Here is a 13,607-nt window from a genome sequence, read left to right on the forward strand (position 1 = left end):
TTCGGGTTTCGCCCTTTCGGCGTTCCGTCCGGACAGATTTTGACGCGTTCGCCGCATGCAATGGGTCTTCGCCGCGACGAAGACATCGGCCGCAATCTCCGACGTAATTATGATCACGCTTGCCATCGGCGAAACACAACGCTCGCATTGACACCACCGAAGCCGAAGCCGTTGGAGATGGCATAATCGAGTGACATCTTTCGCGCCGCGTTGGCGACGATGTCGATGCCCTCGGCAGCCCGATCGGGCGTTTCGAGATTGAGCGTCGGCGGCACCACCTGGTCGCGCAGCGCAAGCACGGTAAAGATCGCCTCCAGGCCGCCGGCAGCCCCCAGCAGATGTCCAGTTGCGGATTTCGTCGCGCTGACGGCGATACTTCCGTTGTTTCCAAAGACCGACTTGATCGCCTCGATTTCGCCCTTGTCGCCGACGGGCGTCGAGGTCGCATGGGCGTTAAGGTGACGGATATCGCTTGGACGAATGCCGGCCTGGGCGATGGCGATTTCCATGGCGCGCCGGGCGCCTGCGCCGTCCTCCGGACCTGAGGTGATATGGTGGGCATCGGCCGTCGTGCCGTAGCCGACGACTTCGGCAATCGGTGTCGCACCCCGCGCCAAAGCGTGCTCTAGCGTCTCGATCACGACGATGCCGGCACCTTCGCCCATGACGAAACCGTCACGATCCACATCGAACGGCCGCGAGGCGCGATCGGGTGTCTCGTTGAAACTGGTCGATAGAGTGCGGGCGGCGGCGAAGCCACCGAGGCTGATGGTATTGATGCAGGCTTCAGCCCCGCCGCAGACTGCGATATCCGCCTCGCCAGCACGGATCAGCCGCGCGGCATCGCCGATCGCCTGGACGCCCGCGGCGCAGGCAGTCACCGGTGCGCCGATCGGCCCCTTGAACCCGTGGCGGATCGAAATCTGGCCGGCGGCGAGGTTCACCAGAAACGAGGGCACCGTGAAGGGAGAGAGCCGCCGAACGCCACGTTGATCGACCGTGCGCACCGCTTCCGAGATCGCCGGGAAGCCACCGATGCCGGATGCGATCACCGTGGCCGTGCGCTGCTGTTCGATTTCTGTTGCCGGCTTCCAGCCGGACTGTTCGATTGCCTCTTCCGCAGCTGCCAGCGCCAACAGGATGAAGCGGTCCATCTTGCGCTGGTCTTTCGGCGGGATGACCCGATCGGGATCGAAGCCAGCCTCCGCGTCGTCGGCAGGCGTAGGCACCGTCCCGGCAATCTTGCTGCCAAGGTCGGCGACGACCTCATCCGGCAAACGACGAAGTCCCGAGCGTCCGGCAAGAAGCCGCGACCAGCCTGCCTCAACGCCCGCTGCCAAAGGGCTGATCGCCCCCATTCCTGTTACAACGATCCGACGCATCGGCTCTCCTGACCTGGGTTGCGCAACCGAATGGAAGCCGTTCGTGTTGCTCGAAATTGCTCTGGATTGCGGGCCGCGTTCAGTGCTCTCAGCGCGGGCGCTCGATGGCGATCGCGGTCGCCTCACCGCCGCCGATGCAGAGGGCTGCGACACCCCTGGCAAGCCCGCGGCGTGCCAATGCGTGAAGCAGGGTCACGATCAGTCGCGCGCCGGTGGCTCCGATCGGATGACCGAGCGCGCAGGCGCCGCCATTGACGTTCAACCGATCTCGGGCGATGCCAAGGTCCCTGGCCGCTGCCATGGCGACAATGGCGAAGGCTTCGTTGATTTCGAAGAGGTCGACGTCGTCGACGCTCCAGCCGGTCTTTTCCAAGAGCTTGCGGATCGCTGGAATAGGTGCCGTCGTGTACCAGGCGGGTTCCTGGCTGTGCGTCGCATGCGCCTTGATTTCAGCGAGGATCGGCATGCCTTCGCGCTCGGCAATCGAACGACGGGTCAGAACGAGCGCGGCCGCACCGTCGGCATTGGCCGACGCACTCGCTGCCGTGATCGTGCCATTGGCGCGAAAGGCGGGCTTCAGGTTCGGGATCTTTTCGGGCGAGACCTTCAGCGGATGCTCGTCGGTATTGATGACCCTGTCTGCGCCTTTGGTAGCGACAGTGATCGGGGCGATCTCGGCGGCAAAGGCTCCGGCTTCGATCGCTGAGCGGGCGCGTGTCAGCGTTTCGACCGAATAGGCGTCTTGATCTGCGCGGCTGAAGCCGTAGGCTTCGGCTGCGGCCTCGCCAAAATCGCCCATCGGGCGGCCGGGCTCATAGGCATCTTCCAGCCCGTCGAGCATCATATGGTCGAAGATCCGGTCATGCCCGGCGCGGTAACCACCGCGCGCCTTGGAAAGCAGATAGGGCGCGTTCGACATCGACTCCATACCGCCGGCGACGGCGACATCGATCGATCCGGCAAGAATGAGATCATGCGCCAGCATGGTCGCCTTCATGCCGGAACCGCAGACCTTGTTGATCGTGGTGGCGCCAACGGCATCGGGCAGACTCGCGTCGCGAGCGGCCTGTCGGGCCGGGGCCTGTCCCTGGCCTGCGGGAAGCACACAGCCCATCAGCACCTCGTCGGGACGATCGGGCGAGAGCTGTGCCCGTTCAAGAGCGGCGCGGATGACGTGAGCGCCGAGCGAACTCGCCCGGACCGGTGCAAGATCGCCGAGGAAACGGCCAAGCGGCGTGCGAACGGCAGATACGATCACGATCGGGTCCGATGGATTGGACATGTGAAATCCCTTCCTCAGGAGGAAAAATGGCGGAGGTCTCTTGCGGGCAGTGCCTGCGCTTTAGTGCGGCGCCGTCGATGCTGACTCATCGGCGAGCAAACTTTCGGCCGCGGCTTGAAGAAACCGGTTTGAGAGTTGCTCGTCGTCTACAGCGCGTGAAAGCACCAGCGCACCGACCATCGTCGAGAGTGCGGCGATAGACCGGTTGCGCGTATCGCCGCCCGGGTCGGACGGGACCATCCCGTCGAGAATATCGAGATGGTTGTTGATGCCGGCCTCGAAAGCTTGGCGCAAAGCAGGGCTGCGGCGGGCAGCCTCCGGCGCGAGAGCGGCAAGTGCGCATCCAATGCTTGTTTCCTGACGGTGCTGTCTGGAAAGGTAGAAATGAACGAGGGCGCGAAGCGGCTTGCCGGCTGCCTTGGAATCGACCCCCGCCCAGTTCGCCACGCCCTTCTCCAAGGCCTTGGAAGAGGCCTCAAGGATGAGGTGGTCCTTGGATTCGAATTGTTTGTAGAAACCGCCTTGGGTCAGGCCGGCGCCCTTCATCAGATCGTTCAGACCGATGCCGTCGAAGCCTCTCTCCCGAAAAAGGCGACTTGCGACGTCGACGACGGTTCGGCGGTTTTCCTCCGCCTGTACGCGGCTCACTCTCATTTCAGCCCCAACCAAGCAAATGCGACTGTGGAGTTATATTTCGATCGTCATCTAAGTGTCAAGATTTAGATTGCGAATAAAATCTAAGAGTCTCAAGCCAGAACCTTTCGCCGTCCCTTCGTGCTTTGGCAACGCGAGCAGAAAAACACCGGCATCAGCCGAGCCGCCCAGGTTCAGCGATAAGAATATTGGGACGAATGGGTGTTCTCTTGACACCATCAGTGTTGCGGCAATCGCCGCAGGGACTCCAGCACCGGACTGCCGATCGAGGCCTTCGACGGGTCTCGGGCTGCCTTGGCAGCAAACAGATCAAAGTTCTATCTGGACGTTACCGGCGGGCCCTTCTGCGGCTTCAATCGTGCGGGCGTAAAACGATCGGATGCCATGGTCTCGAATTGGTGGCGTCAGGGCATGACAGGGGCTGCGAACGCACACTACCTCGGCATCAAGGCGTTCTCCGAGACGGATTTCACCGAGGATCTGAAGATCATCGATGTGCCGACCTGGTCGGTCGCCTTCCGCGCTCCGATTTTTGAAAGCAACCCTTGAGCCAGGTTTCAGTCCCTCAATCTCAGCGATAAGGTGGGAGACATCGCCCAAAGGAGGTTCAAGACCCATGCCTACAGAGAAGGAAGTTCGCTCGTCTGTTGCGCTGGAATTGCGCAACACAAGCTCCGACCAGCGCATGTTCTCGCCTTCCGTTGCGCGAAATTCCGCGCCGATCCTCGCGGCCCTAAAACATATCCTTCCACCACATGGGGCCGTGCTGGAGATTGGTTGCGGGACCGGCGAGCACGCCGTGTGTTTTGCGGGAGCAATGCCCAATCTCACTTGGCAGCCGAGCGATCCGGATGCCGACGCGCGCGCCAGCACGTCCAGCTGGATCAAATTCGCGGGGCAGGAGAATGTGCTGGCACCGCGGGATATTGATGTGTGCTCAGAACATTGGGGCGACGAACAAACGGGGCATTTTGATGCCATCGTGTCGATCAATATGATCCATATTGCGCCATGGGCGGCAAGCTTAGGTCTGTTCGCAGGAGCTGGCCGTTTGCTTCGCGCTGATGGGCTTCTTGTTCTCTATGGCCCATACATGCGCGATGGCGCACACAACGCTCCTTCGAACGCTGCCTTCGACGCGGCTCTAAGAGAGCGAAACCCATCATGGGGTGTGCGCGATATCGCTGATCTTGAACAAGTGGGTGAGGCCGCGGGACTTAATCTCCGCGAGACGATCGAGATGCCTGCCAACAACATGTTGCTGGTCTTTCGCCACCGGTAGGCAGCGGAGCTGGAGCGCTACATTCCTCCTCGGCAGGCTTGCCGTTGAAGATGTCATCCAGAATCCATCGATTTCCACCCGGCCGCTGAACAGAGCGTGCCCGGCACGTCTCATGAGGCGCGCGCCGCTCATCGCTTGTTCTTTAACACCACGAAGACGCCGTGCTGCAGGGATAGTGCTGAATTTCCGGCCTTCCAACCACGACCCATGTGCTGACGCTGCTGCATCACTTCGTTGGCGGCAAGTCCACCGAAACATCCCAAGGGCGGCATTTCTTTGTGCCAATCCCAGGTCGGCGTGCAGCGCAAAACAACATCTCGGGCACTATTTTAACTTGCATGGCTTACTTTAGTGATACTAAAGTTTTCTCAGGCCAGCAAAATGCGGAAAGACAATATGAGCTTCAACGATCGGGAGGTGCAGCAGAAGGCCTCTCAGCGATCCCCTCTTTTTCCACCTGCTATTTCACTCGGGCGTGCGCTTCGAGAGCGGCGCAAAGAGATTGGCAAGACCATGCGGCAGGTAGCGCGCGAGGCCGGCCTCAGTGAGGGCTTTGTCAGTCAAGTAGAGCGCGGCCTTTCGACGCCCTCCTTGATCTCGCTTTGCAACCTCGCCTCCAGTTTGGAGGCCAGTGTTGAGGCCTTTCTGCCGCAAGTGCCGCAGCGCACCCACTCCGTGGTCTCGCATGCCAGCGAGCGCCACAACTACACTCTCGAGGCGGAAGAGCGGGTGTACCAACTATTGCAGCGCGGTTTTCCCGGGGCGCTTCTCAACAGCTGTATCACGCACATGCCTCCCGGATACGTCTCGGATGTGACACGCCACGAGGGCGAAGACTTCCTCTATCTCATCGAGGGCGAGATGCTCTACGAGGTCGGCGACCGCAAATATCTACTCACGGCCGGGGACACGTTACATTTTCTCGCATCGTTGCCGCACCGTGCACGCAATGTCGGTCCTGGCGAGGCGCGGGAACTTTGGGTTGGCACAACGCGGATCATACCGGAGCGGTGATCGGGGAGAATAGAGGTCAGTATTCAAAATTGTCACGAGCCCGATTGACAACCGCCCCTCTTGAACTTTAGCCTGACTAAAGTTCAAGAGGGGCGGGAGCGGTGGAGGCCGCTCGATTGGGCGCACAGCTTGGCCGGTGCGGGAACCTTCACGGGACCGGACCGTAAAAGCGGAAGGCTTTTCAAACAACGCAACGTGGGAGCGGGCGGACGCAGGTGAAACCTGCACGCCTGAAGGAGGAAAAATGCGCGCAAAAAAACTGATCAATGGGGTTGCCCTCGTGCTGGCACTGGCGACTGGCCAAGCCCTGGCCGAAACGCCGAAGAACACGCTCGTGGTCGCCGATGCCATCGACGATATCATCACGCTTGATCCGGGCGAGGTGTCGGAGGTTGGCGGCGTGCTTGCGGCAAATCAGATCTACCAGCCGCTTCTGACTGCAGCGACCGACGATTCCAGCAAGATTATCGGTGTGCTCGCCGAAAGCTGGACGGCGTCGCCGGACGGCAAGAGCCATACCTTCAAGATGCGTCCGGGCCTGAAGTTCGCCTCCGGCAACCCGGTGACGGCGAGGGATGCGGAGTATTCGCTGCGCCGCGTCGTGCAAATGAAGTCGCGCTCTGCCTTCATCCTCACCCAGTTCGGTTTCACGCCTGAGAACGTCAAGGATCACATCAAGGCGACTGACGACATGACGCTGGTCATCGAGATCGGTGACACCTATGCGCCGTCATTCCTCTACTACTGTCTGTCCTCCTATGTCGGCGGCATCGTCGATTCCAAGCTGGTGCAGGAGCACGAGGTCAATGGCGACTTCGGCAATGGCTGGCTGAAGGTTGAGAACTCCGCCGGTTCCGGCCCGTATGTGCTGACGCGCTGGGAGCCCAAGCAGTCGATCATGTTGACCCGCAATCCCAACTATACCGGCGAGACCGGAGGCCTGGAGCGGATCTTCCTCCAGCATGTTCCCGAAAGCGCCGCGCAGCGCCTGTTGCTCGAAAAGGGCGACATCGACATAGCCAACAAACTCGGCCCGGATGATTTCGGCGCTATCGAGGAGAACCCGGACGTCGGCTTCGTCGACGGTCGTTCCGGAACCATCTACTACATGGGCCTGAACGTCAGGAACGAGCACCTGGCCAAGCCCAAGGTCGTGCAGGCGCTGAAGTACCTGGTCGACTACCAGGGCATCGCTGACACGATCTCGCGCGGCACGGTGGAAGTCCACCAGACGCTGGTGCCGAAGGGCTTCCTCGGCGAAATCGACTACAATCCGTACAAGCTCGATATCGAGAAGGCGAAGGCGCTGTTGGGCGAGGCTGGAATTTCGGGTGAGCTCACGCTGGATACCGTTGTCTGGAACACACCGCCCTACACGGATTTCGCCCAGGCGATCCAAGCGACCATGGCGCAGGCCGGCGTCAAGCTGAACCTTGAAGTGGTCGACGGTCAGCAGTGGCTGGAACGCTATCGCTCGTCAAACCTCGACATCTGGCTCGGCCTGTGGGGCCCGGACTATCCCGACCCGCACTCCAACGCCAAGGCCTTTGCCGTGAACAAGCAGGACGCGCCGGACGGTTCCGCCGGCCTTGCTGATCGATTTGGCTGGAACGCTGGAAGCCTGTCGCAGGATGCGATGGCGGCCGTGCGCGAGCAGGATACGGACAAGCGCCGGGCGATGTATGAGACCCTCCAGAAGACCCACACCGACACCTCGCCCTTCCTCTACATGTTCCAGCAGGTCCGAAAGGTCGGCGTACGCAGTTCAGTCAAGGGGGTCGTCCTCGGGCAGACGTTCGCCGACGACCGCTACTGGAACGTAACCAAGTAGCCGTCCGAACCCATGTTTCGGACGCGATCGGGGCTCCGGCACCGGTCGCGTCCGAGGTCAGTCCCAGCAAAGCCAACGGAGTGGTTCGTGCCGGCAGTTCTCATCAACCGGGTTCTCGGTGTCACCGGCCGGATCCTCACGCTTCTCCTCACCGTGGGCATCACGCTCAATGGCCTGGTGGCACTCACCTTTTGCATCGGCCGCGTCGTGCCAATTGATCCGGTCCTGTCGGTTGTCGGACAGAAGGCGAGCGAGGAGGTCTATCAGCGCGTCTTTCTCGAAATGGGCCTCGACAAGCCGCTCTGGCAGCAGTTCCTCGCCTATGCCGGAAAGCTCGTTCGGGGCGATTTTGGCACGTCTTTCGTCACCAACCGACCCGTGCTCTTAGACCTTTCCGGCTTCTTTCCCGCGACGTTGGAGCTTGCGACGCTCGGCCTTCTGGCCGGCACGCTCATCGGCGTGCCGGCGGGCGTGGCCGCTGCCTATTGGCACGACAAATGGCCCGACTACGTGATCCGCTTTGTCGGCCTCATCGGCTATTCCGTGCCAATCTTCTGGCTTGGACTGGTCGGTCTTTTCGTCTTTTATTCACGGCTCGACTGGGTGTCTGGTCCTGGCCAGATCGACGTCTTCTATCAGGGCATCGTCAAACCGGTAACCGGTTCGCTGTTGATCGACTCGCTTCTATCAGGCGAGTGGGAAGTCTTCGGCAATGCCTTGAGCCATATCGTGCTGCCGGCAGCGCTGCTCGGCTATTACAGCCTCGCCTACATCTCGCGCATGACACGCTCGATGATGCTGGACCAGCTGTCGCGGGAATACGTGCTGACGGCCCGCCTCAAGGGGGCGACCGAATATCGCGCCGTGATGCTGCATGCGCTACGAAATGCCGCCATCCCGCTCGTCACGGTGATCGCACTTTCCTATGGCGGCCTGCTGGAAGGCTCCGTGCTTGTCGAGACCGTCTTCGCTTGGCCGGGCATCGGCAACTACATAGCCTCGTCGCTTTTTAGAGCCGACATCAACGCCGTGCTTGGCGGCACGGTGCTGGTCGGCGCCGTGTTCGTTCTGCTCAACATGGTCTCGGACGTCGTCTACCAGATGCTCGATCCGCGCTCCAACCTTCGCCGCCGGTAGGAGGCTGCCATGACCGCCGTCAACCTCACCTATGCCGAGACCCGCCGCCAGCTCCGGCGCGCGCGCCTCGGTGAATTCACCAAATTCGCGCACCGCTTTGTCGGTAATCCACTCGGCATGATCGGCCTTGCCATCCTCGGCGTGCTGTTGGCGAGCGCAGTCTTCGCGCCGCTTCTCGCGACCCATGATCCCTACTTGCCCGATCTCGTGCATCGCCTTTTGCCGCCGAGCTTTAAGAACTGGCTCGGCACGGACGAGCTGGGCCGTGATGTCTTCTCCCGCATCCTCTACGGCGCCCGGCTGACCCTGCTCATCGTGGGGCTGGTCGTTGCGACATCTGCGCCGATCGGCCTCATCATCGGCGCGGTGGCGGGAACATCGGGCGGCTGGGTCGATGCGGTGTTCATGCGCATCACCGACGTGTTCCTTGCCGTTCCGAAACTACTGTTGGCGCTCGCCTTCGTTGCTGCGCTTGGCCCCGGCATCGTTAATGCGGCGCTGGCAATCACGCTCACCGCCTGGCCGCCCTATGCGCGGCTGGCGCGGGCCGAAGCCCTCATCGTGCGCGACAGTGACTACGTCAATGCCGTCAGGCTGGCCGGCGGCTCAGAGTTCCGCATCGTCTTCCGCCACATAATCCCAATGTGCCTTTCCTCTGTTATCGTGCGCATGACGCTCGACATGGCCGGCATTATCCTGACGGCCGCCGGCCTCGGGTTCATCGGCCTCGGCGCGCAGCCGCCGCTGCCGGAATGGGGCGCGATGATCTCGACCGGCCGCAAGTTCATCTTCGATCAATGGTGGGTGGCAACGATGCCTGGTCTTGCGATCTTCATCGTTAGCCTCGGCTTTAATCTTCTGGGCGATGCCATGCGCGACCTGCTCGACCCGCACTTAAGGAGGCGCGCATGAGAGAGACGCTTGTCAACGTGGAAAACTTGCGCATCGGCTTTGCCGGAGAGGGCGGCACAATGATCGAGGCGGTCAAGGGCGTTTCCTTCCAAGTCGGCCGGGAAAAGCTCGGCATCGTCGGCGAAAGCGGCTCGGGAAAGAGTCTCTCCAGCCGCGCCCTGATGGGCGTTCTGCCGGAGCATGCGCGCGTCTCGGCTGATGTAATGTCCTTTGCCGGCATCAACCTGCTTACGGCCTCGCCGCGGGTACGTCGGCAGCTGCGTGGCAATCGCATGGGCATGATCCTGCAGGATCCGAAATTCTCGCTCAACCCGGTCATGCGTGTCGGCAAGCAGATCGCCGAGGCGATCCGGCTCGGTGCTCGATCGCTGACGCCGGCAAAGGTGCGCCAGAAAGTACTTGACGTCTTGGAGGCGGTGCATATCCGCGCGCCGGAGCGCGTCTACGACCTCTATCCACACGAGCTCTCTGGCGGCATGGGCCAGCGGGTGATGATCGCCATGATGGTGGTGCGCGAGCCGGAACTGCTGATCGCTGACGAACCCACCTCCGCCCTCGACGTTACCGTGCAGTTGCAGGTGCTCGAGATCATGGACGAACTGGTCAGGCGCCGTGGCATGGGTCTTGTCTTCATCAGCCACGACCTCAACCTTGTCTCGCGTTTCTGCGACCGTGTACTGGTCATGTATGCCGGCCGGATCGTCGAGACGCTGGATGCGCGACGCATGCACGAGGCGGTACATCCCTATACGCGGGGGCTGCTCGCCTGCCTGCCAGCCATCGATGGGCCGCTGACACCACTGCCAACTCTCGCGCGCGACGCGAGCTGGGGAGAGGCCCGCTTATGATCCGCATCGACAATCTCAGCGTCCATTTCGGCAGCGCCGTCGCGGTTGAGAACGTCAGCCTCTCAGTGGAGAGCGGCGAGAGCTTCGGTCTCGTCGGCGAAAGTGGCTCGGGCAAATCTACCGTCTTGCGCACCGTCATGGGTCTCAATCGCCATTGGACCGGTGATATCCACATCGCCGACATAGATCTACGCAAGGGAAGGCGGCGCGACCTCGTGCGCGTGGCGCAGATGGTGTTCCAGGACCCCTATGCCTCGCTGCATCCCCGTTACACGATTGGCCAGGCCATCGCCGAGCCGATGCTGATCAACCGCATGTCGGATGTGGATGCCCGCACGGTCGAGTTGCTGGAGATGATCGGGCTGACGGCGGCACACCGGTTCCGCTTCCCGCACGAATTGTCCGGCGGCCAACGCCAGCGCGTGGCGATCGCCCGCGCACTGTCGCTGTCCCCTACGGTGCTGCTGCTCGACGAGCCGACCTCGGCGCTCGACGTTTCGGTCCAGGCCGAAATCCTCAATCTCCTGAACCGCCTTCGTCGTCAGCTTAACCTGACCTTTGTCATCGTCAGTCACGACCTCGCGGTCATCTCCTATATGTGCGATCGATTGATGGTGATGCAGAACGCCCGCGCAGTCGAAACGCTGACGCGCGCACAATTGCGCGCTGGCGACATGGAGCACGACTATACGCGCACACTCTTTCGGGCGAGCCGTCGCGATCGCATGGGCGCTCCTGCTTCGGCCGAAGCTGGTTGTTGTGGATGAGCGCTCCGCGGCACTTTTGCCAAAGCTTGTCCAGAATGTGTGCCGCCGGCGCTGCAATTGCTGCAAATCTTTGGCGCCACGACCGGCCGTCAACTGCGCAGAAGTCGGGATGGTGGGATCATCAGGGCCGCGATCGCTAATATATCATCTGGATGTGCGCTGCGGCCGATCCGTGAGGATGTGCCGCTTCATCGCGTCGTACTTTCGCGAACCTGAAGCTCGAAGCCCAGGTCGACGATTGGCGATTCAATTGGCCGGCCGGCAAGTCGATCCAGCACCATCTGCACCGAGAGCCGGCCTATATCATAGCGCGGTGTGCGTACGCTTGTGAGCGACGGGTAGGCGACATGCATCATATCAAGGTCGTTGAAGCCGCAGATTGCCATGCGGTGCGGGACAGCGATACCCGCCCGCTGGCATTCAAACAGTACGCCCATCGCAAGGTCGTCATTGTTGCAAAAGACCGCGTCAAGGTCGGCCGCCTTCGCCAGCGCATCGGCGAGCAGCTGCCCGCCGAGTGATACGCGCGACGGCGTAAGAGTGGTGGTTACCAGCTTGGGATCGAAGAGCTGCGCCGCCTCCAGCGCTGAGCGATAGCCGGCCAGTCGGCGCTGCGAGCGTGGATCCATGCGCGCGCCGATGAAGCCGATCCGCCGGTATCCAGCTTCGATCAAGTGGTTGGTAGCCGTTTTGCCGCCTTCGAAATGGGAAAAGCCGACCAGCATGTCGACCGGAGTGTCGCCGTGCTCCATGATCTGCACGATTGGGCAATCCGCGCTCTCGAGCAATTTGCGGGTCCTCTCGGTCTGGTCTATGCCGGAGACGATCAGTGCTGATGGCCGCTGGCTCAGAAACATGCGGACCAGGCGCTCCTCTTCGCGAGGCGAATAGTGGGTATTGCCCATCTGTATCTGCAGTGGACCGTCGCCGAGCCCGTCATAAATGCCTCTCACCGTGTCGGCGAAGACGATGTTCGTTAGCGACGGCACGAGAACACCGATCACGTCGGCTCGGGAGGAAGCAAGCGCGCGCGCATTGGGGTCGGGCGCATAGCCGAGCTGCGTCACCGCCGTATCGATCTCTGCGCGCAGTTCGGCCGAAACTCGGGACGGATCGCGCAGCGCGCGCGACACGGTGATCGCGGCAACGCCGGCCAGTTTCGCGACGTCGGCGATCGTCGGCCTGCCACTGCTGCGCCGGCTTGTTTTTCGACCCTGGTCCCTGGAGATGATGTCGTCCGTCACGTCGACTCCTAAGCGCTCCGCCTGCGCAGGGTCTCGACATCGGTGCTGCCGATGTACCAGTTCCTGGCCTCCACCTCATCGAACACGACGGAGACTTCGCGCTCAGGAAGTCCGGTTGCTTCGGCAATCGCCGCTGCGACCTTGCGACTGACGACAGCCTTCTTGCCGGAAGGATCATCGGCGAGGGTCTCTCGCACGATGGTGATGCGCACAAATGGCATGGCTGACCTCCCTGCTCAGTAGAGTTTTGCGCCGTTGACCATGAGCCGAACCGCATAAAGCGAGCTGGTCGCGCAGATATAGAGGATGTTTCGTTTAGGCCCGCCGAAGACGCAGTTGGCGGTATTCTCCGGTACCCTCACCTTGCCGAGCAGGGTGCCGTCCGGGTGGTAGCAGTGGATGCCATCGCGCGCGCTCGTCCAGATCCGTCCCTCGTCGTCCAGACGAAAGCCGTCAAAGAGGCCAGCAGTGCAATCGGCAAAGACGCGCCCGCCCGAAATTACGCCCGCATCGCTGACATCGAAGACGCGCATATGTGCAGGATGGTCGGGCCCGTGGGTGCGGCCGGTGTCGACGACGTAGAGCTGTCTTTCGTCAAGGGAAAAGGCAAGGCCGTTCGGCCGCACCATGTCGGTAATGACCGCGGCGACCTCGCCGGTCCCCGGGTCGACGCGATAGACGTAGCAGGCGCCAATCTCGCTTTCGGCCCTATGACCCTCGTAATCGGACTCGATGCCGTAGGCGGGATCGGTGAACCAGATCGACCCGTCCGACCGCACGACGACGTCGTTTGGCGAGTTGAGCCGCTTGCCGTTCCAGCGGTCGGCGATGGTGGTGATCCTCCCGTCATGTTCCGTACGGCTTACGCTGCGGCGGCCGTGTTCACAGGTGACCAGCCGGCCTTGCCGATCCGTGGTGTTGCCGTTTGAAAAGTTCGACGGTTGGCGAAAGACGCTCACATGCCCGTCGGTCTCGTCATAGCGCAGCATCCGGTCATTGGGGATGTCCGACCAGACGACATAGCGTCCGGCCGCGAAATAGGCCGGCCCCTCGGCCCAGCGACACCCCGTGTAAAGCTGCTCCACCCGGGCGCTGTGGTTGACCAGACGGGCAAAGCGCGGGTCCACGATCTCGAAATCCTCGGCCATGGGGCCTCCCTCATGCGACAAAGAAGGTATCTGAGCGTGGTGATATGATAGCGCTATCATAAAGGAAGGGAATAGCCTTCCTGCTGGAATGCCGAAACGACACTGA

The 13,607-nt window shown here is 61.7% G+C and carries 13 protein-coding genes and 1 pseudogene; 8 read left to right on the forward strand and 6 right to left on the reverse strand.

The window, feature by feature from the left end:
• Positions 1 to 113 precede the first annotated feature (113 nt).
• The 3 genes from fabF to AB4Z53_RS20395 form a co-directional block, all read right to left on the reverse strand.
• Positions 114 to 1,382 carry a beta-ketoacyl-ACP synthase II gene (gene fabF / locus AB4Z53_RS20385; RefSeq protein ID WP_441597483.1) on the reverse strand — a complete coding sequence of 423 codons (1,269 nt, stop codon included), beginning with the start codon at positions 1,380 to 1,382 and terminating at the stop codon, positions 114 to 116.
• A gap of 88 nt (positions 1,383 to 1,470) precedes the next feature.
• Positions 1,471 to 2,664 carry an acetyl-CoA C-acyltransferase gene (locus tag AB4Z53_RS20390; protein ID WP_441597484.1) on the reverse strand — a complete coding sequence of 398 codons (1,194 nt, stop codon included), beginning with the start codon at positions 2,662 to 2,664 and terminating at the stop codon, positions 1,471 to 1,473.
• A 60-nt stretch (positions 2,665 to 2,724) separates the two neighbouring features.
• Positions 2,725 to 3,318 (reverse strand): TetR/AcrR family transcriptional regulator, encoded by a 594-nt coding sequence (locus AB4Z53_RS20395; RefSeq protein WP_441597485.1) that lies wholly within the window; start codon positions 3,316 to 3,318, stop codon positions 2,725 to 2,727.
• A 255-nt stretch (positions 3,319 to 3,573) separates the two neighbouring features.
• On the opposite strand from AB4Z53_RS20395, the pseudogene AB4Z53_RS20400 reads away from it, so the two are divergent.
• The 8 genes and pseudogenes from AB4Z53_RS20400 to AB4Z53_RS20435 form a co-directional block, all read left to right on the forward strand.
• A pseudogene (locus tag AB4Z53_RS20400) lies at positions 3,574 to 3,822 on the forward strand (alpha/beta fold hydrolase); the annotation flags it as partial.
• A 112-nt stretch (positions 3,823 to 3,934) separates the two neighbouring features.
• Positions 3,935 to 4,600, forward strand: a complete 666-nt coding sequence (locus AB4Z53_RS20405) for a DUF938 domain-containing protein (protein ID WP_441597486.1) — start codon at positions 3,935 to 3,937, stop codon at positions 4,598 to 4,600.
• Between the two features lie 396 nt (positions 4,601 to 4,996).
• A complete protein-coding gene (locus AB4Z53_RS20410) occupies positions 4,997 to 5,614 on the forward strand; it encodes a helix-turn-helix domain-containing protein (RefSeq protein WP_291162326.1) in 618 nt (205 codons plus the stop codon).
• Between the two features lie 244 nt (positions 5,615 to 5,858).
• Complete coding sequence (locus tag AB4Z53_RS20415; protein WP_441597487.1) at positions 5,859 to 7,445, forward strand: ABC transporter substrate-binding protein; 1,587 nt, start codon at positions 5,859 to 5,861, stop codon at positions 7,443 to 7,445.
• Positions 7,446 to 7,532: 87 nt separating this feature from the next.
• Entirely contained in the window at positions 7,533 to 8,582 is a 1,050-nt protein-coding gene (locus AB4Z53_RS20420) for an ABC transporter permease (protein WP_441597488.1), read from the forward strand.
• 9 nt (positions 8,583 to 8,591) lie between these two features.
• Positions 8,592 to 9,494 (forward strand): nickel transporter permease, encoded by a 903-nt coding sequence (gene nikC, locus AB4Z53_RS20425; RefSeq protein ID WP_441597489.1) that lies wholly within the window; start codon positions 8,592 to 8,594, stop codon positions 9,492 to 9,494.
• Positions 9,491 to 10,342 (forward strand): ABC transporter ATP-binding protein, encoded by an 852-nt coding sequence (locus AB4Z53_RS20430; protein WP_291162336.1) that lies wholly within the window; start codon positions 9,491 to 9,493, stop codon positions 10,340 to 10,342. The genes nikC and AB4Z53_RS20430 overlap by 4 nt, the downstream gene beginning before the upstream one ends.
• A complete protein-coding gene (locus tag AB4Z53_RS20435; RefSeq protein ID WP_291162339.1) occupies positions 10,339 to 11,109 on the forward strand; it encodes an ABC transporter ATP-binding protein in 771 nt (256 codons plus the stop codon). Before AB4Z53_RS20430 ends, AB4Z53_RS20435 begins: the two co-directional genes overlap by 4 nt.
• 188 nt (positions 11,110 to 11,297) lie before the next feature.
• Here AB4Z53_RS20435 and AB4Z53_RS20440 read toward each other — a convergent pair whose 3' ends face one another.
• From AB4Z53_RS20440 to AB4Z53_RS20450, 3 genes are read right to left on the reverse strand one after another with little or no spacing between them, the layout of a single operon-like run.
• A complete protein-coding gene (locus AB4Z53_RS20440; protein ID WP_291162342.1) occupies positions 11,298 to 12,353 on the reverse strand; it encodes a LacI family DNA-binding transcriptional regulator in 1,056 nt (351 codons plus the stop codon).
• 8 nt (positions 12,354 to 12,361) lie between these two features.
• Positions 12,362 to 12,574 (reverse strand): tautomerase family protein, encoded by a 213-nt coding sequence (locus tag AB4Z53_RS20445; RefSeq protein WP_441597490.1) that lies wholly within the window; start codon positions 12,572 to 12,574, stop codon positions 12,362 to 12,364.
• Between the two features lie 15 nt (positions 12,575 to 12,589).
• A complete protein-coding gene (locus AB4Z53_RS20450; protein ID WP_441597491.1) occupies positions 12,590 to 13,501 on the reverse strand; it encodes an SMP-30/gluconolactonase/LRE family protein in 912 nt (303 codons plus the stop codon).
• Between the last annotated feature and the right edge of the window lie 106 nt (positions 13,502 to 13,607).

The organism is Ensifer sp. 2TAB8 (genome assembly GCF_052115125.1).
In the GTDB taxonomy this organism is placed as follows: Bacteria; Pseudomonadota; Alphaproteobacteria; order Rhizobiales; family Rhizobiaceae; genus Ensifer.